Origin of the sequence: Pseudomonas sp. IAC-BECa141, assembly GCF_020544405.1 — a bacterium.
In the GTDB taxonomy this organism is placed as follows: domain Bacteria; phylum Pseudomonadota; class Gammaproteobacteria; order Pseudomonadales; family Pseudomonadaceae; genus Aquipseudomonas.
Map to the genome: position 1 here is coordinate 4,845,187 of NZ_CP065410.1, position 18,153 is coordinate 4,863,339.

Genomic DNA, 18,153 nt, shown 5'->3' on the forward strand with positions numbered 1-18,153 from the left:
GATCCGGGCAGAACTTCTGCCCCTCTTGTCAGTTCGGGCCGACACCATGCTATGGTGCCGGCCCGACTTCCTATCTCTATGCGCCCAGCATGCTGCCGACTTCCCGTACCTTGCGTCTGTCGTTGTACACCCTGCTGATCCTCGCCGGCGCTGCCCTCGCCGCAACGCTTGCGATCCGTCACGCCGAACGCCAGGCACTGGTGGAAGATGCCGCCCGAGCCAACCAGCAACTGGCGCTGTACGCCAATTCGCTGCACACCCTGATCGACCGTTACCGCGCCCTGCCCGCCGTGCTGGCGCTGGACCCGCAATTGCGTGCGGCGCTGGCAGGTCCCGTGGATGCCGAACAGCAGGCTGCGCTGAATCTGAAGCTGGAAAAGATCAACGGCGCCGCGCAGTCCTCGACGCTTGAACTGCTCGATCACACCGGCCTGGCGGTGGCGGCCAGCAACTGGCGTCTGCCCAGCAGTTACGTCGGCCACAACTATGGCTTTCGCCCCTATTTCAGTCAGACCCGCACCCAGGGCACCGGGCGTTTCTACGCAGTCGGCGTGACCAGCGGGATTCCCGGCTATTTCCTGTCCAGCGCGGTGCTCGGCGACAACGGCGAGTTCCTCGGGGCGATGGTGGTCAAGCTCGAATTCCCGGAGCTGGAGCGCGAATGGAGCCAGGGCAGCGATACGCTACTGGTCAGCGATGCCCGGGGCATCATCTTCATTGCCAACCAGCCCGACTGGCGCTACCGCCTGCTGCACCCGCTGAGCCCGGCCGATTACCGAGAGATCAAGCGCACTCGCCAATACGACAAGCAATCGCTGGTGCCGCTGACTCATCTGTCGCTACGCCGCTTTGATGACAACAGCGAACTGCGCCGCGTCGAAGGCCCGCAAGGCACGGCGGATTACCTGTGGGAATCGCTGCCGCTGACCGCCGAAGGCTGGACGCTACACCTGCTGCGGCGTCCGCAAGTGTCCTTCGAAGACCAGCGCAATGCCGGGCTCGCCGCCGCCGGGGTGTGGCTGGCGCTGGTGTTTCTGTTGCTGTTCCTCAACCAGCGCTGGCGTCTGGCCAAGATGCGCCAGCGCAGCCGCGAAGAGCTTGAGCAACTGGTCGAGGAACGCACCCGGGATTTGCGCACCGCCCAGGAAGGTCTGGTGCAATCAGCGAAACTGGCGGCACTGGGGCAGATGTCCGCTGCGCTGGCCCACGAAATCAATCAGCCGCTGACCGCCCAGCGCATGCAGCTTGCAACTCTGAGGCTGCTGCTCGATCACGGTCGGGTCGATGACGCCTGCAAGGCGCTCAAACCGGTGGACGAAATGCTCACGCGCATGGCTGCCCTCACCGGCCACCTGAAAACCTTTGCCCGCAAAAGCCCCAGCGGCTTGCGCGAACGGCTGGACCTGGCGACGGTGGTCGATCAGGCGCTGCAATTGCTCGATGCGCGCCTGCGTGATGAACAGGTCAGTCTGGTGCTGCACCTGACCCGTCCGGCCTGGGTGCGCGGCGACGCGATTCGCCTCGAACAAGTGCTGATCAACCTGCTGCGCAACGCCCTCGATGCGATGCAGGGCAAGCCGTGCAAGCGTCTGGAAATCCGCCTGGAAGCTGACGAACAACTGTGGCGCCTGAGCGTCATCGACAACGGTGGCGGCATTGCCGAAGAACATCTGGGTCAGGTATTCGATCCGTTCTTCACCACTAAACCTGTGGGTGACGGGCTGGGTCTGGGACTGGCGGTATCGTTCGCCATCGTCCATGAATCCGGCGGGCGCCTGTGCGCCGAAAATGGTGACAACGGTGCAGTGTTCAGCCTGACCTTGCCGATCGATCTGGAGGCGCACCTCTGATGCTCAACTCAGTGATGGTGGTCGATGACGAAAGCAGCATTCGCAACGCCGTCGAGCAATGGCTAAGCCTGTCCGGGTTCGAGGTGCAGCTGTTCAGCCGCGCCGAGGAATGCCTGGCGGCGCTGCCGAAGCACTTTGCCGGGGTGATTCTCAGCGATGTGCGCATGCCCGGTCTCAGCGGTCTTGAACTGCTGGCCGAAGTGCAGCGCCGGGATGCCGACCTGCCGGTGATTCTGCTCACCGGCCACGGCGATGTGCCGATGGCGGTCGAAGCGATGCGCGATGGCGCCTACGACTTTCTGGAAAAACCCTTCAGCCCCGAGGCCCTGCTCGGCAGCCTGCGCCGGGCGCTGGACAAGCGTCGGCTGGTGCTGGAAAACCGCGCCCTGCACGAACAGGCCGACAACCGCGCCAGACTGGATGCGACGCTGCTCGGCGTGTCCCGTGGTATGCAGACCCTGCGCCGGCAGGTGCTTGACCTCGCAACATTGCCGGTCAACGTGCTGATCCGTGGCGAAACCGGCAGCGGCAAGGAACTGGTTGCCCGCTGCCTGCACGACTTCGGCCCGCGCGCCGACAAGCCGTTCGTGGCACTGAACTGCGCGGCGATCCCCGAGCAGTTGTTCGAAGCCGAATTGTTCGGGCATGAGAGCGGCGCGTTCACCGGGGCCTCCGGCAAGCGCATCGGCAAACTGGAATACGCCGATGGCGGCACCCTGTTTCTCGATGAAATCGAAAGCATGCCGCTGGCCCAGCAGGTGAAACTGCTGCGGGTGTTGCAGGAGCAGAAACTGGAACGGCTGGGGTCGAACCAGAGCATTCGCGTGGACTTGCGCATCGTCGCGGCGACCAAACCCGATTTGCTGGATGAGGCCCGGGCCGGGCGTTTTCGCGAGGACCTGGCGTATCGCCTGAACGTTGCCGAATTGCGCCTGCCACCGCTGCGCGATCGTCGGGAGGACATTCCGTTGTTGTTCGAGTCCTTCGCACAAAGCGCCGCTCAGCGATTGGGGCGGTCTTTTCCGCCGCTCAGTGGTGCGCAATTGAGTCACCTGCTGAGCCATGACTGGCCGGGTAATGTTCGTGAGTTGGCGAACGTCGCCGAACGGCAGGTGCTGGGGCTGGATGAACCGGTGCAAGGTATCGATCCGGGGCAGTCGCTGGCGGCGCAGCAAGAGGCGTTTGAGGCGCAGTGCCTGCGGGCCGCTTTGACCCGGCACAAGGGGGATGTGAAAGCCGTGTTGGAAGAACTGCAACTGCCGCGCCGAACCTTCAATGAAAAGATGCAGCGCCATGGTCTGACCCGGGAAATGTTCGTGCCCGACTGATCCCCGCATTGAGGCATTCCCACGCAGAGCGTGGGAACGATCACAGCCAAATGAGCGGAAATCCGCTCATTCATTCCGGCTCATCGGCAAAATCCCGCTCAACCCATCTCCCCAACCCCTCTAAACCGGCCCTCTCCCCGTTGGCACAGCTCCTGCTATAGCCCTCGCAGGCTGCGTTTCTGCGCGCTCCACAAAAACAATTAAACGAAGGATCCTTCAATGGATAACTCCAACGCCCTGCCTCTTGGGTCGGCTGCCGTGCCGGTCAAAGAACGAACCACCGCCAGTCGCATCAAGTCGATCTTCAGCGGTTCCGTCGGCAACATGGTCGAGTGGTACGACTGGTACGTTTATGCCGCCTTCTCGCTGTACTTCGCCAAGACCTTCTTCCCCGCCGGTTCCACCACCGCCCAGTTGATGAACACCGCTGCGATCTTCGCCGTGGGCTTTCTGATGCGTCCGATCGGTGGCTGGCTGATGGGTCTGTACGCCGACAAGGTCGGCCGTAAAAAGGCACTGATGGCCTCGGTGTACCTGATGTGCTTTGGCTCGCTGCTGATCGCCCTCAGCCCGAACTACGAAACCATCGGCATCGGCGCGCCGATCCTGCTGGTATTCGCCCGTCTGCTGCAAGGCCTGTCGGTCGGCGGCGAGTACGGCACCTCGGCGACTTATCTGTCGGAGATGGCGACCAAGGAACGTCGCGGCTTCTTCTCCAGCTTCCAGTACGTGACCCTGATCTCCGGCCAGCTCATCGCGCTGGGCGTGTTGATCGTGCTGCAGCAGATGCTCACCACTGAGCAACTGTACGCGTGGGGCTGGCGCATCCCGTTCGCCATCGGCGCGCTGTGCGCAATCGTGGCGCTGTACCTGCGTCGTGGCATGGAAGAAACCGAATCCTTCGTGAAAAAAGAGAAATCCAAGGAAAGCGCCATGCGCACCTTGCTGCGTCATCCGAAGGAATTGCTGACCGTGGTCGGCCTGACCATGGGCGGTACGCTGGCGTTCTACACCTACACCACTTACATGCAGAAATACCTGGTGAACACCGTCGGCATGAGCATTTCCGACTCCACCACCATTTCCGCCGCCACGCTGTTCCTGTTCATGTGCCTGCAACCGATCATCGGCGGCCTGTCCGATAAAATCGGTCGTCGCCCGATCCTGATCGCCTTCGGCGTGCTGGGGACGATCTTCACCGTGCCGATCCTGATGACCCTGCACACCATCCAGACCTGGTGGGGCGCGTTCTTCCTGATCATGGCGGCGCTGATCATCGTCAGCGGCTACACCTCGATCAACGCCGTGGTGAAGGCCGAGCTGTTCCCGACCGAAATCCGCGCCCTGGGCGTCGGCCTGCCGTACGCACTGACCGTGTCGATCTTCGGCGGCACCGCCGAATACATCGCGCTGTGGTTCAAGAGCATCGGCATGGAAACCGGTTACTACTGGTACGTGACCGCGTGCATCGCGGTGTCCCTGCTGGTGTACATCACCATGAAAGACACCCAGAAACACTCGCGCATCGTCACTGACTGACCGGATTCATTCAGCCACTGCAACGGTGGCTGTTCTGCCCCATCGCGAGCAAGCTCGCTCCCACATTGGATCGGCATACAACTGACCCTGTGGGAGCGAGCTTGCTCACGATTGAAGTCACCTCGGTATCAGGTCAACTCGGCAACCGGCTGTTTGCCATAACGCTTCTGCGCATAAGACGCGCCCACGATCATCACCAGCAAAATCCCCGCCAGCACTGCCGACGAACCGATGGTGCCAAAGTCCAGCCCGCCCTTCTCATGGGACTTGGTCATCAAGTCGCCCAACGTCGCACCGAACGGCCGGGTCAGCACGAACGCCACCCAGAACAGCACGACGGTCGAAATCTTCGTGAAGTACTTGAGCAGCACCACCACAGCAATCGCCGAGCCGATCAGCAGCGCGCCACCGGCAAAGCCCAGGCCCGAGTCGTCCGCCAGGTAATCGCCGAGCGCGGTGCCCAGGGTGTTGGAGAACAGAATCGCCATCCAGTAGAACATCTCGCCGCGAAAGCTCTGCACCCTGGTGACGTTGAGCGAGTCGCCGCTCAGGCGCCATGCCGCGAAGATCGCCAGCAGAATCGCGATCAGGATCAGCGAACCGGTGGCGTAGCCCAGCTCCAGCGTGCGGTCCATGAAGTCCGACATGGTGGTGCCGGCGGTGCTGGTCGACAGGATCACGATCCAGTACAGCAACGGCTTGTAGGTCTTGGACATCAGCTGCGTGATCAGTGTCAGGACAAACACGCTGATCAGGATCAGCGAGCTGATGGCGTAGCCGACGTTAAGGGTCATCGACAGCAAATCCCCCGCGGTTTCCCCCAGGGTCGTCGCGCAGATTTTCATGACCCAGAAGGCCAGGGTGATTTGAGGCAGTTTGTTCATCGCGGGCAACGCTCCTGTGTGTGACGGCCGTTTTTGGCTTTATGGCCGTGGGCAGACTGGCGTTGCGCGGGTGAAAAACCGGTCGGGAATCCATGAAAAATCTGTCACACAGGCAAAAAGCGGCGATTAATCACCGGTTAATGCCCCCTCCGCATTCTGCACCTACCTGATCGATTAACCGCGCGACGCTCGCTACGAAGACGAAAGCGAATTGAATGCGTCGCCCTTAATATCAAATTAATCGATGGTTTTTAGCATTGTTTTGCGCTTTTTAATCAATTTAGTTGGCGTAGCATGAATCCCATGCGAAACACATCGCCAACGAATAACGAATCTGGAGAACGACCATGAAAACCAAACTGATCCTCGCCCTGACCCTGTCCGTCCTGGCCGCCAACACCTTTGCCGCCGACGGTTCGGACAAAACCAAATCCGCCGACTTCATTTCCGGCGCCAGCGCTGCCATCGAAACCAGCCACACCGGCACCTACGCCGCTGACGGCTTCGACAAGACCAACGTCGGCAAAGCCGTTGCTGCTGATGGTTTTGACAAGACCGGCACTGCGTCCGCCATCGCTGCCGACGGTTTCGACAAAACCGGCACCGCCAACGCCATCGCTGCCGACGGTTTCGATAAAACCGGTACTGCTGCAGCTATCAGCTGATCGGCAGAATGCAGACACCAAAGCCCGGCCATTGCCGGGCTTGTTCATTTTCAAAGGTCGGCATTTGATCTTCGCGGACCGTCCTTGCACTATTGGCCGCTGACAAACGCCTTCAGGAACACCCGCCATGCCCGATGACATCCATTTCTATGAACCGGCCAACGGCCACGGCCTGCCACACGATCCGTTCAACGCCATCGTCGGCCCGCGCCCCATCGGCTGGATTTCTTCGCAGGATGCCGAGGGCCGGCTGAACCTGGCGCCCTACAGCTTTTTCAACGCGTTCAACTACATTCCGCCGATCATCGGCTTCTCCAGCGTCGGGCGCAAAGACAGCCTGAACAACATCGAGCAGACCGGTGAGTTCGTCTGGAACCTCGCCACCCGCCCGCTGGCCGAGCAGATGAACCAGAGCTGCGCGATGGTCGGGCCAGAGGTCAACGAGTTCGAACTGGCGGGGCTTACGCCGGTGGCGTCGAAGGTGATTGCCGTGCCGCGCGTGGCCGAAAGCCCGGTGTCCTTTGAATGCAAGGTCACCCAGATCATTCAGTTGCAGCGCGCCGACGGCGAGACCGTACCGAGCTGGCTGGTGCTGGGCGAAGTGGTCGCCGTGCACATCGCCAAATGGCTGTTGAAGGACGGGATCTACGACACCGCCGCCGCCGAACCGATACTGCGGGGCGGCGGACCGGCGGACTATTTCCAGCTGGGGCCGGAGGCGTTGTTCAAGATGTGGCGCCCGGGGGCTACGAAGTAAGCGCTTACCAGATCAGCTCGGCGTCGTCGGTGACGCCCTTGAGCTTGTCCAGTTCATTGATCGCGGCTTCATCGGCCGCGATGGCGCCGGGGAAAACCTGATCGTTCAGCAGTTTGTGAAAGCGCGGTGCTCCGCCGTCGACCAGCGCCTTGACGGCGATTGCCGCGTGATAACCCTTGTTGCCGCCCAACTCGACGGGGACTACAGCGGAAACCGCTTCGAAGTGTTCGAACTCTTTACGTGCCATATCGCAGGTCCTGGCTCAGTCAGATAGGCCGGCCATTAAACATTCAACCGGCGAGTTTGTGTATCGGCGCAGTGCATTGGCCTACGGCCTGTGCGGCCGAGACTTCCTTGAACGTGTGGAAATCCAGGCTATTGACCACCAGGTCCTGCACCAGCTCGGCAAAGATTTCCATCGACGGGCTGCTGAAATAGGCGGTCATCGATTGCTGGTTGATCCAGAAACCGGAGACCAGCCACAACTCCGGATCACACTGCGAATGCTGCAAGGAAAAGCTCAGGCAACCGGCGGCGGCACGGGACGGCTCGATCAGCGCGCTCAGGCGCATGCCGAGTTCCGCCGAGCGCCCGGCGCGCGCTCGAACGAAGGCCATATGACTGACGGGAATCTGCTTGGACATGTTCAACCCTCCCAGGGAGTCGTGTGGCAGCCGGGGACGGGCTGCGACAGGATCAAAGGTTAAGGGCCGGGCATCGCTCGCCGTTAGTCGATTCCTGCCGTCGCGTTGCACAATCCTGCGAGACTGTCTTGCAGACCTGTAACAAGTCGTGAATTGTTGTCACTGTCCTGTCACACCGGTTTCGAGCAAGTTTTCCGGGCTTCGCCCCTTCATGTCCGGGCAGGCACGCAACGCCATGCAGGATCAGGCAAGCATTTCGCAGGATGTGTCTACCGCTCGCGCTTGCACAAACTTAAGCTCTGCTCCCATTCCATCCCTTGCCGAGGAGGCTGTGCATGACGTCGTTCGATCGTTTTCAGGCGCCGCGCGATGCCGATATGGAAGCCGACATGGAAAAGCAGCGCGCGGAACTGGCGGCCATCATTCGCCGCAACACGTCCGAAGATGGCAGTTATGCCACTGCCGTCGGTTCGCTGTTCATGTCGCGCCACACCCAATCCCATGACTTCGCTCCGGTGCTCGCGCAACCGGCGCTGTGCATCATGGCCCAGGGTCGCAAAGAGGTACGGCTGGCGGACGAGTTCTTCAATTACGACCCGTTGAATTACCTCGTGGTGTCGGTCTCGATGCCGTTGAGCGGTCGAGTCGTGAATGTCTCGCCCGAAGAGCCGATTCTCGCCGTACGCCTGGACATCGACCCGGCGGAAATCACCGCGCTGATCGCCGACGCCGGCCCGATGGGCGTGCCGACCCGTCCGACCGGGCGCGGTCTGTATGTGGAAAAGATCGACAGCGCGATGCTCGATGCGGTGCTGCGTCTGGCCCGTCTGCTCGACGCGCCGAAAGACATCGCCATGCTCGCACCGCTGATCCGCCGGGAAATTCTCTATCGCCTGTTGCGCAGTCCCCAAGGCCATCGGCTGTACGAAATCGCCATCGCCAACAGCCAGAGCCACCGCATCAGCCAGGCGATCAAATGGCTCAACGGCAACTTCGAACAGCCGCTGCGCATTGATGATCTGGCGAAGGAAGTGAACCTCAGCGTCTCGACCTTGCATCACCGCTTCAAGGCGATGACGGCGATGAGTCCGTTGCAGTATCAGAAGCAACTGCGCCTGCAAGAGGCGCGGCGCTTGATGCTGGCTGAGGGGCTGGAGGCGTCGGCGGCGGGGTATCGGGTGGGGTATGAAAGCCCTTCGCAGTTCAGCCGCGAGTACAGCCGCCTGTTCGGCGCGCCACCGTTGAGGGATCTGGCGCGCTTGCGGCTGACCGTCTGATCTGGATCAGGCGCCGAGCACCCGACACGCCTCACTCGGCAGCGTCACCGACACCGGATGCCCGATCCCCAGACCGATGCCCTGACACGGCGTGCTCAGCGCCGTGAAGGTCACCCCGGAACATTCCACCGTAGTCTCGATGGTCGCGCCGATGTCGCGCACGAACGTCACCTTGCCCAGCAGGCGATTGCCCGCCGTGGCCTGGGGCGCCGACAGTTGCAGATCTTCAGGGCGGATCAGCATTTTTACTTTCTGCCCGACCACGATGCTGCTGCAGATCGGCACTTGCAGGGCATCGCCGCCCGGCAGCACAACCTTGCCATCGCCCAGGGCCGTTGCCGGGAAGATATTGCCGGAGCCGATGAAGTCCGCGACGAATTCGTTGGCCGGATGCCGGTAGATTTCAATGGGCGTGCCCACCTGCTGCACCCGATGCTCACCGAGGACTACCACGATGTCCGCCATGGTCATGGCCTCGCGCTGATCGTGGGTGACCATGATCGTGGTGATGTTCAGGCGTTGTTGCAGCTGGCGGATTTCCACCTGCATCGACTCGCGCAACTTGGCGTCGAGCGCCGACAGCGGTTCGTCCAGCAGCAGGATTTTCGGGTGCGAGGCAATCGCCCGGGCAATCGCCACCCGCTGACGCTGACCGCCGGAGAGTTTCGCCACCGGACGATCGATCATCGGTTGCAGCTGGATCAGCTCCAGCAATTGCACCACCCGCGCCTGTTGATCGGCCTTGCTCACGCCGCGCAGCTTCAGCGGATAGGCGATGTTCTCGCCCACGGTCATGTGCGGAAAAAGCGCCAGCGACTGAAACACCATGCCGAAGTTGCGCAGGTGCGCCGGCGTGTGGCCGATGTCCTCGCCGTCCAGGCGAATCGCGCCGCCGGTGAGGGTTTCCAGCCCGGCGATCATTCGCAGCAACGTGGTCTTGCCGCAACCCGAAGGGCCGAGAAAACACACCAGTTTGCCCTCGGGCAAATGCAGGTTGACGTCTTTCACCGCGCAGGCCGAGCCGTAGTGTTTCTCGACGTTTTCCAGAATCAGACCAGACATAAAATCACCTCAAGAAATCAAAAGGACACGCCGCCTTCACCGACCAGCTTCTCCAGCGCCCAGATCAGGACGAAGTCGATCAACACGATCAGCACGGCAAACGAGAACACGGTAGGGTCGAGCGATGACACGGTGCGGCTGTACATCCAGATCGGCACGGTCATGACGTCGATGGTGTAGAGGAAATAGGTCACGGTGAACTCGTTGAACGAAACGATGAACGCCAGCAGCATCCCCGCCAGAATCCCCGATTTCATCAACGGCACCACCACGTCGACGATGGCGCGTAGAGGCGAAGCGCCGAGCATCTGCGCGGCCTCTTCGACTTCGCTGCCGATGGAAAGCATGGCCGCCGTGCAGTTCTTCACCACGAACGGCAGCGCCAGAATTACGTGGGCAATTACCAGCCGCGATGTGGTCATGTGAAACGGCAGGCTATCGAACACCAGCAGCAACGCCAGCCCGAGCACCACCATCGGGAACACCAGCGGCAGCGACATCAATTGCAGCGCCACAGCCTTGCCACGGAACTCGCAACGGGTCAGCGCGTAAGCCGCCGGCACCGCGATCAGCGTGGCGAAAATCATCGTCAGGCACGACACCAGCAAACTGGTGCCCATGGCCTGGCCGAGGCTCAGCACATCGCTGGCGTCCGGCGACACAAACGTGTGCCACGCCGCCTTGTACCACTGCAGGCTGTAACTGCTTGGCGGGAAGTCGAGGTTCGACGCGCCGCTGAACGACATCACGATCATGGTCAGGATCGGCAACACGGCCAGGAACAAAATGATCCCGGAAAGGATGCCCGCAAACTTGCCGGTGTCGCCCGGCAGCAGCGACTGACGCTTCTTGATCAGGGCACTCATTGCGAAGCCTCCAGCAGACGGCGACGGCGGCCGGTGATGTATTCGGACAAGGTCATGATGGCGAGCGTGGTGACGATCAGCACCACCCCGGCGGCGGAGGCGGCAGGCCAGTTCATCAGCGGAGCGATCTGGTCATGCACCATCACCGCCAGCATCGGCACGCGACGGCCACCCAGCAGAAGTGGCACCACAAAGCTGCTGGCGTTGTAGGCGAACACCAGCGTCGCGCCGGTGATGATTCCCGGCAGACTCATTGGCAACACCACCTGGCGGAACACTTGAAAGCGGCTGGCGCCGAGGGTCGCGGCGGCTTCTTCGTAGCTGCGTGCGACGCCGCGCATGGCGCTGGCAATCGGCAGCACGGCCAGCGGAAACGCCGTCTGCACCAGGCCCATCAACACGCCGTTCTGGTTGTACAGCAACATGATCGGGCGCTTGATCAGACCGAGTCCCATCAGGGTCTGGTTGAGCATGCCGCCGGGGCCGAGGATCACCAGCCAGCCGTAGCTTTGCAGCAGCAGGTTGACCAGCAACGGCAGCAGCACCGCCGCGAGGAAAATCCGTCGCACGAACGGCGAGGTCAGGCGCGCCATGGTGTACGCCACCGGGATCGCCAAAACCACGGCAATCACCGCGCTGATCAGCGCCAGACGCAAAGTCAGCAGCAACGATTTGAGGTAGTAGGGTTCGAGCAACTGCGCGTAACTGGCCAGGCTGAAACCGGACCACTCCGCGCCCTTGGTGCCGACGCTCATGCGCAGCACCAGCAGGCTGGCGGCAATCAGCACGCCGAGAAACAGCATCGACGGCGTGAGAAAAAACCACGCCCGCGCCGTCGGCGAAATACCGCGCGCCGGGCGCACGTCACCCGTGCCGACCGGTTGGGTCAGGGATTGATGTTCCATAGCAATGATCTCGTCAATGGAAAAACAACTGACAGACACTGCCTTCAAATTCACCGAGAAACCTGTGGGAGCGAGCTTGCTCGCGATAGCAATCTGTCAGTCGACACTGTCGGTGAATGTCAGTCCGCGATCGCGAGCAAGCTCGCTCCCACAGGTACTTCGGTGTTTGAAGAACCTGTGTCCATCACTCGATCAGGAAGAAAAGATTTCCGTGTAGCGACGAATCCACTGGTCATGCACGGTCGCCAGGAAAGCGTTGTCGTGCATGATCGCCTTCTCCGCAATCTGCTCCGGCGTGAGGATGAACGGGCTCTTGCGCGCTTCGGCGGAGATGATCGCCTTGGCGTTGACCGGGCCGTTGAAGATGTCTTCGGCCATCTTGCCCTGCACCAGCGGGTCGAGGGAGTGGTCGATGAAGGCATAGGCCAGATCGGTGTCGCCCGGACGGTTCTTCGGCATCACCGAGAGCATCAGGTCGGTATAGAAACCTTCCTTCATGCCGAACGTGGCGCCGAGGCCATAGTTCGGATCGCGGATCTGCTTGGGGAAGAACGCCGGGGCGTAGAGGCCGCCCATGTCCAGGGAGCCGGTGCGGAACAGCTCGGCGATCTGGTTGGGGTTTTCGCCCAGGGTCACCACACGCTCCTTGAGCTCGGCGAGTTTCTTGAAGCCCGGTTCGATGTTGTGCTCGTCACCACCGGCCAGTTTGGCGGCGATGATGATCAGGTCCATGGCCTCGGTCCAGTTCGGCGGCGGCAGGAAAATGTTCGGCGCCAGATCGGCGTCCCACAGCGCGGCGTAACTGTCCGGCGCGGTGGTCTGGGTGCGAGTGCTGTAGACCAGACTGTTGCACCACAGCAGGTAACCGATGCCGTGACCGTTGGCCCCGGTGCGGTATTTTTCCGGGACGTCGATCAGGTTGGGAATGCGGTTGAGATCGGGCTTTTCCAGCAGTCCGGCAGCGGCCAGACCTTCGGCGCCGACCCCGGCCAGGGTGATGATGTCGTACTGCGGACGGTCACCGCCGGCCTTGAGTTTGGCGACCATTTCCGAAGTGCTGCCGGTACGGTCGGCAATCACTTTGGCGCCGGTCTTGGCTTCGAACGTTGCAGCGATGTTGCGCAGCGCGGCCAGGCCCGTGTCATCGGACCAGGTCAGCAGGCGCAGGGTCTTGCCGGCAAAGCGGGTGTCGCTGGCACTGGCCCGGATGAAGGGCATGCTCATGGCCGCCGCAGCCACCGAGGCCACGCCGACGGTTTTGATGAATTGACGCCTGTTCAGATCGTGCTCGCCCATTTAGGACTCCCATTATTCTTCTAAGTATGAGATTGATCGCAACCCTTGCATCTGCCTGACCGATGTTGCCCAAGCGCCCGGTTTCAAAGGGCTTGAGCGTGGTCTGCGGGTTCATCCTGAGGTCGTGCAAAACACCTGACTATCGATAAAAACTCATTGGAGCCATGACGCCGGCGCATGCCTCGTTGCGAGGCATGCGCTGACCTTTTTCGGGCATTCAGAGCGCGCGAATCACGTGCTTGATTTCCTGAAATGCCGCCAGACCCCACGGCCCCAACTCGCGACCGATGCTGCTCTGCTTGTAACCACCCCACGCGGTCTGCGGGAAGATCACCTGCGGCGCGTTGAGCCATACCAGCCCCGCCTGCAAGGCGTTGGCGACCCGATCCGCCGTCTCGGCATTGCGCGTGACGACACTGGCGACCAGACCGAACTGGCTATCGTTGGCCAGGGCAATCGCCTCGGCTTCCGAAGCGAAACTGCGCACGCAGATCACCGGGCCGAAGATCTCTTCACACCACAGCGCACTGTCGAGGGGCACTTCGGTGAAGATCGTCGGCTGCAAGAAATAGCCGCGCGGCAGATCGGCGGGACGATTGCCGCCACAAATCAGCCTGGCCCCGGCACTCAGCCCACGGTCGATATGACCGAGCACCCGCTGGTACTGCGCCTGATTGACCAGTGCGCCCATCTCGACTTCAGGATCGAACGGATCGGCGACACGGATTTTTTCCGCGCGGGCCTTCAGGCGAATCAGGAATTCGTCGGCCAGCTCATCGGCCACCAGCACCCGGCTGGTGGCCGAGCACATCTGCCCGGCGTTGAAGAAACCGCCGCCACAGGCCAGCTCCACCGCCAGGTCAAGGTCGGCATCTTCCAGAATCAGCAGCGAGGATTTGCCGCCCAGTTCCAGGCTCACACCCTTCACGGATTCAGCGGCGCGCTGCATCACTTGCACACCGACGGCGTTGCTGCCGGTGAAGGAAACCTTGGCGATGCGCGGATCCGCCGACAGCGGCGCGCCGACTGCCGGACCGGTGCCGCACACCAGGTTGAACACGCCTTTGGGCAGGCCGGATTCGGCGATGATGGTCGCCAGTTCCAGCTCCGGCAGCGGCGTGACTTCCGACGGCTTGAGCACCACGCAGCAACCGGCGGCCAGGGCCGGGGCGAGTTTCCACGCGGTGGTGACCATCGGGAAATTCCACGGCACGATCAGCCCGACCACACCGCACGGCTCGCGGCGCAGACGTGCACTGAAATCGTCGCTCGGCAGCGGCACGTCACTGTCGAGTCTGGCGTCGAGGCCTTCGGCGAGTTCGGCGTAGTACTCGAAAGTGGCGATCACGTCGTCGACATCGATTGCCGCTTCGAACTGCGGTTTGCCGTTGTTGCTCGACTGCAACTTCATCAAATGTTCGCGGCCGTTGCGCACGCCATCGGCGATCTTGCGCAGGATCGCTCCGCGCTCGGCGCCAGTGGTTTTCGACCAGCCGTTGAAAGCTTCGGTCGCTGCCGTGACCGCTTGGTTGACGGCGCTTTCGTCACCGCCATTGACCGTGGTCAGCAACGCTTCGGTGGCCGGATTGATGACGCGCAGGTGTTCGCGGCCGGCGGACCATTGGCCGTTGATGTACAGGCCGTCGAGTGTGGTCGGGAAGATCATCATTGGGCCACCGCCTTCATCCATTGGGTCTGGTCGATTTCGATCAGGGTCGGGCCCTGCCGATCGCTGGCGGCGCGCAGTGCACCGCGCAGTTGTTCGGCCGAGCTGATCGCTTCTGCCGCGCAACCCAGGGCCTTGGCCACGCCGATGAAATCCGGGGTGTAGATGTCCACGCCCACCGGCTCGATGGCGCGGTTGACCATGTATTTCTTGATCTCTTCGTAACCCTGGTTATTCCACAGCAGAATGATCACCGGCGTACGCGCTTCCACGGCGCTGGCCAGTTCCGGCAGGGTGAATTGCAGACCGCCGTCGCCGATCAGACACAGCACCGGCGGACGTGCGCCGTGTTCGAGGTTGCCGCCGAGCCACGCGCCAATCGCTGCCGGCAAGGCGTAACCAAGGGTGCCGTAGCCGGTGGACGAGTTGAACCAGCGGCGCGGGCGCTCCGGGTTGAACGTGAGGTTGCCGGTGTACACCGGTTGGGTGGAGTCGCCGACGAAAACTGCATTCGGCAGTTCGTGCAGCACGGTTTCCAGGAAACGGGTCTGGGCCAGGGTCGGCGCGTCCCAGGTCGCTGCCAAGTCTTCACGCAGACGGGCGGCTCGCACCTGGCCCCAGTCGTTGCGGCGCTCGGCCAGCGGTTTGTGCGACAGCGCACTGAGCAGCGCTTGTGCGGCATTGCGCGAGTCGGCGACCAGCGCCACGTGGGGCGGGTAGTTGCGCACGGTCTGGTCGGGATCGATATCGACGCGCAGCAACTTGCCGGGAATTTCGAAGCCGCCGGCGAAGGTCACGTCATAGTCGGTTTCCGCCAGCTCGGTGCCGATTGCCAGCACCACGTCGGCATCGGCCACCAGGGCGCGGGTCGCTCCCAGGCTCTGGGTCGAACCGATCAGCAGCGGATGACTGGACGGCAACATGCCTTTGGCGTTGATGGTCAGCGCCACGGGTGCGCCGAGCAGTTCGGCCAGTTCAGTGAGTTCGGCAGCCGCATCGATGGCGCCGCCACCGGCGAGGATCAGCGGACGCTGGGCGCCGGCCAGCAGTTCGGTCATGCGGTTCACGGCGGCCGGCGCAGCTCCGGCGCGGTCGATGTTGACCGGCACACTGGCCAGCAGTTCGTCGGCCTCTTCGACCAGCACGTCCAGCGGAATTTCGATGTGTACCGGACGCGGACGCCCGGCCTGGAACAGCGCAAACGCACGGGCCAGCACGCCCGGCAATTCGGACGCCGACATCAGGGTGTGGGAGAACGCCGCCACGCCGCCGACCAGTGCACTCTGGTTCGGCAGTTCATGCAGCTTGCCGCGACCACCGCCCAGTTGACTGCGCGACTGCACGCTGGAGATCACCAGCATCGGAATCGAATCGGCGTACGCCTGGCCCATGGCGGTGGTGATGTTGGTCATGCCAGGACCTGTGATGATGAAGCACACACCCGGTTTGCCGCTGGTGCGGGCGTAGCCGTCGGCCATGAAGCCGGCGCCTTGTTCATGCCGGGGGGTGACGTGGTTGATGCTCGAACGGGCCAGCCCGCGATACAGCTCCACGGTATGTACACCGGGAATGCCGAACACCTGCTCGACCCCATAACCTTCGAGTAACTTGACCAGTACTTCGCCACACGTCGCCATGTCTTTGCCCTTCTTGTTCGTTGAGGCACCGGGCTTTAAAGGAACCGGTGATTGGCCTCATTGAAACGGGCGGCGTGTAGCCGCAACAATCGATAAAAGCTCATACTAGCCATGTCCTCACGTCATGGCTTGGATCCACATGAAACGACTGCCTCCCCTGCCCGCCCTGCACACGTTTCTGATCACCGCACAGTGCTGCAACTTCACCCGGGCCGCCGAACAGTTGCACATCACCCAGGGTGCGGTGAGCCGGCAGATCGCCGGGCTGGAGGAACATCTGGGTTATGAGCTGTTCATTCGCCTGGCCCGGGGCCTGGAGCTGACGGCCGAAGGTCGCGAATGGCTGCCACGGGTGCAGCAGATCTTCAGCCTGATCGGCGACTCGGTGGAGCAGATCGGCGCCAAGCGCGAGACCCTGCAACTCAAGGCCCCGAGCTGCGTGATGCGCTGGTTGTTGCCACGGCTGTTGCAATGGCAGCGCGAACGCCCGGACGTGCCGGTGAAACTCACGGCGTCGTTGCAACACGGCGTGGACTTTCATCGCGAGCAGTTCGACGCGGCGGTGATCTACGGCACCGCGCCCCACGACTCACCCGCGACCCTGCATCTGTTCGATGAGCAACTGACGCCGGTCTGCTCGCCGACGCTGCTCAACGGCGGTCCGGCCCTGCACACACCGGCAGACCTGCAACAACATCTGCTGCTGCACCCGACCCACACCGATGACGACTGGACACTCTGGCTCGAAGCCGCCGAACTGCAATTGAGCAACATCGCCAGCGGTCAGCATTTCGAAACGCTGGATCAGGCGATGTCGATGGCGTCCCACGGGACAGGGGTGGCGATCGGCGACTGGTCGTTGATCGGCGATGACTTGAACGCCATGCGACTGGTGATGCCGTTCGATCTGAAGGTGAAGACGGGACTGGGCTATTACATCGTCGCGCCGGCGTCGGAGCCGTCGGCGAAATTGCAGGAATTGATGGGGTGGCTGGTGGAGCAGGCTCATACGCGGTGAACACCCCAATATCCTGTGGGAGCGAGCTTGCTCGCGAATACGGTGCGTCATTCAACGTTGATGTCGACTGACACGCCCTCTTCGCGAGCAAGCTCGCTCCCACATTGGATCGGTGTCGAGATTCAGTAACCGACCGTAAACCGCTGACGCGAATGCTTCGGCGTTTCCACTTCGTCGAGCAGCGCAATCGCGTAGTCGGCAAAGGTGATCGAGCTCTGGCCTTCAGCACTCACCAGCAAGTCATCCTTGCCGACACGGAACTTGCCGGTGCGCTCGCCTTCGACAAACAGCGCCGACGGCGACAGGAACGTCCAGTCCAGCTCCTGCTCCTGACGCAGCGCATCGAGAAACGCTGCACCGGCGCTGGCCTCGGCCTTGTACTCGGCGGGGAAACCGGCGCTGTCGATCACACGAGTACCGTCCGGCAGCAACAGCGAACCGGCACCGCCGACCACCAGCAGACGTTTCACCCCGGCCTGCTTCACCGGGCCGATCAGCGCACTGGCCGGCACCGTGGCGAAATGTGCGGCGCTGATCACCACATCGTGACCGACGACGGCGTCCTGCAGCGCGGCGGAGTCCAGCACGTCGACATTCTTGCTGACCACACCGGCACGGGCGCCGATTTTCGAGGTATTCCGAGCGATGGCTGTGACGCTGTGGCCGCGACGCAGGGCTTCTTCCAGCAGTTGGCTGCCGGCACGGCCGGTGGCACCAATGATTGCGATCTTGCTCATGACATTCTCCAGTTGGCTTGAG

The 18,153-nt window shown here is 62.2% G+C and carries 17 protein-coding genes; 7 read left to right on the forward strand and 10 right to left on the reverse strand.

The window, feature by feature from the left end:
* The first annotated feature begins 89 nt into the window (after nucleotides 1-89).
* The 3 genes from I5961_RS22140 to I5961_RS22150 all read left to right on the forward strand — a co-directional run bounded on the left by I5961_RS22140 (nucleotide 90) and on the right by I5961_RS22150 (nucleotide 4,717).
* A complete protein-coding gene (locus tag I5961_RS22140; protein ID WP_085697215.1) occupies nucleotides 90-1,850 on the forward strand; it encodes a sensor histidine kinase in 1,761 nt (586 codons plus the stop codon).
* A complete protein-coding gene (locus I5961_RS22145) occupies nucleotides 1,850-3,178 on the forward strand; it encodes a sigma-54-dependent transcriptional regulator (RefSeq protein ID WP_085697216.1) in 1,329 nt (442 codons plus the stop codon). The genes I5961_RS22140 and I5961_RS22145 overlap by 1 nt, the downstream gene beginning before the upstream one ends.
* A 219-nt stretch (nucleotides 3,179-3,397) precedes the next feature.
* Nucleotides 3,398-4,717 carry an MFS transporter gene (locus tag I5961_RS22150; RefSeq protein ID WP_227233364.1) on the forward strand — a complete coding sequence of 440 codons (1,320 nt, stop codon included), beginning with the start codon at nucleotides 3,398-3,400 and terminating at the stop codon, nucleotides 4,715-4,717.
* Between the two features lie 128 nt (nucleotides 4,718-4,845).
* Here I5961_RS22150 and I5961_RS22155 read toward each other — a convergent pair whose 3' ends face one another.
* Entirely contained in the window at nucleotides 4,846-5,601 is a 756-nt protein-coding gene (locus I5961_RS22155) for a hypothetical protein (protein WP_085697218.1), read from the reverse strand.
* A gap of 347 nt (nucleotides 5,602-5,948) precedes the next feature.
* Here I5961_RS22155 and I5961_RS22160 point away from each other — a divergent pair, with 347 nt between their 5' ends.
* Nucleotides 5,949-6,266 carry a hypothetical protein gene (locus I5961_RS22160; protein ID WP_085697219.1) on the forward strand — a complete coding sequence of 106 codons (318 nt, stop codon included), beginning with the start codon at nucleotides 5,949-5,951 and terminating at the stop codon, nucleotides 6,264-6,266.
* A gap of 127 nt (nucleotides 6,267-6,393) precedes the next feature.
* Nucleotides 6,394-7,023 (forward strand): flavin reductase family protein, encoded by a 630-nt coding sequence (locus I5961_RS22165; RefSeq protein WP_011335689.1) that lies wholly within the window; start codon nucleotides 6,394-6,396, stop codon nucleotides 7,021-7,023.
* Between the two features lie 4 nt (nucleotides 7,024-7,027).
* Here the strand turns inward: I5961_RS22165 and I5961_RS22170 are convergent, their stop codons facing one another.
* Together I5961_RS22170 and I5961_RS22175 are read right to left on the reverse strand one after the other, a co-directional pair.
* Complete coding sequence (locus tag I5961_RS22170; RefSeq protein ID WP_007960172.1) at nucleotides 7,028-7,270, reverse strand: hypothetical protein; 243 nt, start codon at nucleotides 7,268-7,270, stop codon at nucleotides 7,028-7,030.
* A 43-nt stretch (nucleotides 7,271-7,313) separates the two neighbouring features.
* Nucleotides 7,314-7,667 (reverse strand): putative quinol monooxygenase, encoded by a 354-nt coding sequence (locus tag I5961_RS22175; protein ID WP_085684418.1) that lies wholly within the window; start codon nucleotides 7,665-7,667, stop codon nucleotides 7,314-7,316.
* A 335-nt stretch (nucleotides 7,668-8,002) separates the two neighbouring features.
* On the opposite strand from I5961_RS22175, the gene I5961_RS22180 reads away from it, so the two are divergent.
* On the forward strand, nucleotides 8,003-8,944 hold the full coding sequence (locus I5961_RS22180) for an AraC family transcriptional regulator (RefSeq protein ID WP_085697221.1): 942 nt from the start codon (nucleotides 8,003-8,005) through the stop codon (nucleotides 8,942-8,944).
* A gap of 6 nt (nucleotides 8,945-8,950) precedes the next feature.
* Here the strand turns inward: I5961_RS22180 and I5961_RS22185 are convergent, their stop codons facing one another.
* From I5961_RS22185 to I5961_RS22210, 6 genes are all read right to left on the reverse strand, one after another.
* Entirely contained in the window at nucleotides 8,951-10,006 is a 1,056-nt protein-coding gene (locus I5961_RS22185) for an ABC transporter ATP-binding protein (protein ID WP_227233365.1), read from the reverse strand.
* A gap of 17 nt (nucleotides 10,007-10,023) precedes the next feature.
* Nucleotides 10,024-10,872, reverse strand: a complete 849-nt coding sequence (locus I5961_RS22190) for an ABC transporter permease (protein WP_227233367.1) — start codon at nucleotides 10,870-10,872, stop codon at nucleotides 10,024-10,026.
* On the reverse strand, nucleotides 10,869-11,777 hold the full coding sequence (locus I5961_RS22195) for an ABC transporter permease (protein WP_085697224.1): 909 nt from the start codon (nucleotides 11,775-11,777) through the stop codon (nucleotides 10,869-10,871). Before I5961_RS22195 ends, I5961_RS22190 begins: the two co-directional genes overlap by 4 nt.
* 192 nt (nucleotides 11,778-11,969) lie before the next feature.
* Nucleotides 11,970-13,073, reverse strand: coding sequence for an extracellular solute-binding protein (locus I5961_RS22200; RefSeq protein WP_227233369.1), 1,104 nt, complete (start codon nucleotides 13,071-13,073; stop codon nucleotides 11,970-11,972).
* Nucleotides 13,074-13,290: 217 nt separating this feature from the next.
* Nucleotides 13,291-14,739 carry an aldehyde dehydrogenase family protein gene (locus tag I5961_RS22205; protein ID WP_227235631.1) on the reverse strand — a complete coding sequence of 483 codons (1,449 nt, stop codon included), beginning with the start codon at nucleotides 14,737-14,739 and terminating at the stop codon, nucleotides 13,291-13,293.
* Nucleotides 14,739-16,376 (reverse strand): 5-guanidino-2-oxopentanoate decarboxylase, encoded by a 1,638-nt coding sequence (locus I5961_RS22210; RefSeq protein ID WP_227233370.1) that lies wholly within the window; start codon nucleotides 16,374-16,376, stop codon nucleotides 14,739-14,741. The genes I5961_RS22205 and I5961_RS22210 overlap by 1 nt, the downstream gene beginning before the upstream one ends.
* Before the next feature lie 139 nt (nucleotides 16,377-16,515).
* On the opposite strand from I5961_RS22210, the gene I5961_RS22215 reads away from it, so the two are divergent.
* Nucleotides 16,516-17,394 carry a LysR substrate-binding domain-containing protein gene (locus I5961_RS22215; protein WP_227233372.1) on the forward strand — a complete coding sequence of 293 codons (879 nt, stop codon included), beginning with the start codon at nucleotides 16,516-16,518 and terminating at the stop codon, nucleotides 17,392-17,394.
* A gap of 122 nt (nucleotides 17,395-17,516) precedes the next feature.
* Here I5961_RS22215 and I5961_RS22220 read toward each other — a convergent pair whose 3' ends face one another.
* Complete coding sequence (locus tag I5961_RS22220; protein ID WP_227233373.1) at nucleotides 17,517-18,131, reverse strand: NAD(P)-dependent oxidoreductase; 615 nt, start codon at nucleotides 18,129-18,131, stop codon at nucleotides 17,517-17,519.
* Nucleotides 18,132-18,153: the final 22 nt, after the last annotated feature.

Bases quoted from the DNA above. Each gene is read 5' to 3' on its own strand.
- I5961_RS22180 (WP_085697221.1), top strand. From the start codon at position 8,003: ATGACGTCGTTCGATCGTTTTCAGGCGCCGCGCGATGCCGATATGGAA.
- I5961_RS22195 (WP_085697224.1), bottom strand. From the start codon at position 11,777: ATGGAACATCAATCCCTGACCCAACCGGTCGGCACGGGTGACGTGCGC.
- I5961_RS22175 (WP_085684418.1), bottom strand. From the start codon at position 7,667: ATGTCCAAGCAGATTCCCGTCAGTCATATGGCCTTCGTTCGAGCGCGC.
- I5961_RS22210 (WP_227233370.1), bottom strand. From the start codon at position 16,376: ATGGCGACGTGTGGCGAAGTACTGGTCAAGTTACTCGAAGGTTATGGG.
- I5961_RS22190 (WP_227233367.1), bottom strand. From the start codon at position 10,872: ATGAGTGCCCTGATCAAGAAGCGTCAGTCGCTGCTGCCGGGCGACACC.
- I5961_RS22145 (WP_085697216.1), top strand. From the start codon at position 1,850: ATGCTCAACTCAGTGATGGTGGTCGATGACGAAAGCAGCATTCGCAAC.
- I5961_RS22160 (WP_085697219.1), top strand. From the start codon at position 5,949: ATGAAAACCAAACTGATCCTCGCCCTGACCCTGTCCGTCCTGGCCGCC.
- I5961_RS22200 (WP_227233369.1), bottom strand. From the start codon at position 13,073: ATGGGCGAGCACGATCTGAACAGGCGTCAATTCATCAAAACCGTCGGC.
- I5961_RS22215 (WP_227233372.1), top strand. From the start codon at position 16,516: ATGAAACGACTGCCTCCCCTGCCCGCCCTGCACACGTTTCTGATCACC.
- I5961_RS22140 (WP_085697215.1), top strand. From the start codon at position 90: ATGCTGCCGACTTCCCGTACCTTGCGTCTGTCGTTGTACACCCTGCTG.
- I5961_RS22220 (WP_227233373.1), bottom strand. From the start codon at position 18,131: ATGAGCAAGATCGCAATCATTGGTGCCACCGGCCGTGCCGGCAGCCAA.
- I5961_RS22185 (WP_227233365.1), bottom strand. From the start codon at position 10,006: ATGTCTGGTCTGATTCTGGAAAACGTCGAGAAACACTACGGCTCGGCC.
- I5961_RS22150 (WP_227233364.1), top strand. From the start codon at position 3,398: ATGGATAACTCCAACGCCCTGCCTCTTGGGTCGGCTGCCGTGCCGGTC.
- I5961_RS22205 (WP_227235631.1), bottom strand. From the start codon at position 14,739: ATGATCTTCCCGACCACACTCGACGGCCTGTACATCAACGGCCAATGG.
- I5961_RS22170 (WP_007960172.1), bottom strand. From the start codon at position 7,270: ATGGCACGTAAAGAGTTCGAACACTTCGAAGCGGTTTCCGCTGTAGTC.
- I5961_RS22165 (WP_011335689.1), top strand. From the start codon at position 6,394: ATGCCCGATGACATCCATTTCTATGAACCGGCCAACGGCCACGGCCTG.
- I5961_RS22155 (WP_085697218.1), bottom strand. From the start codon at position 5,601: ATGAACAAACTGCCTCAAATCACCCTGGCCTTCTGGGTCATGAAAATC.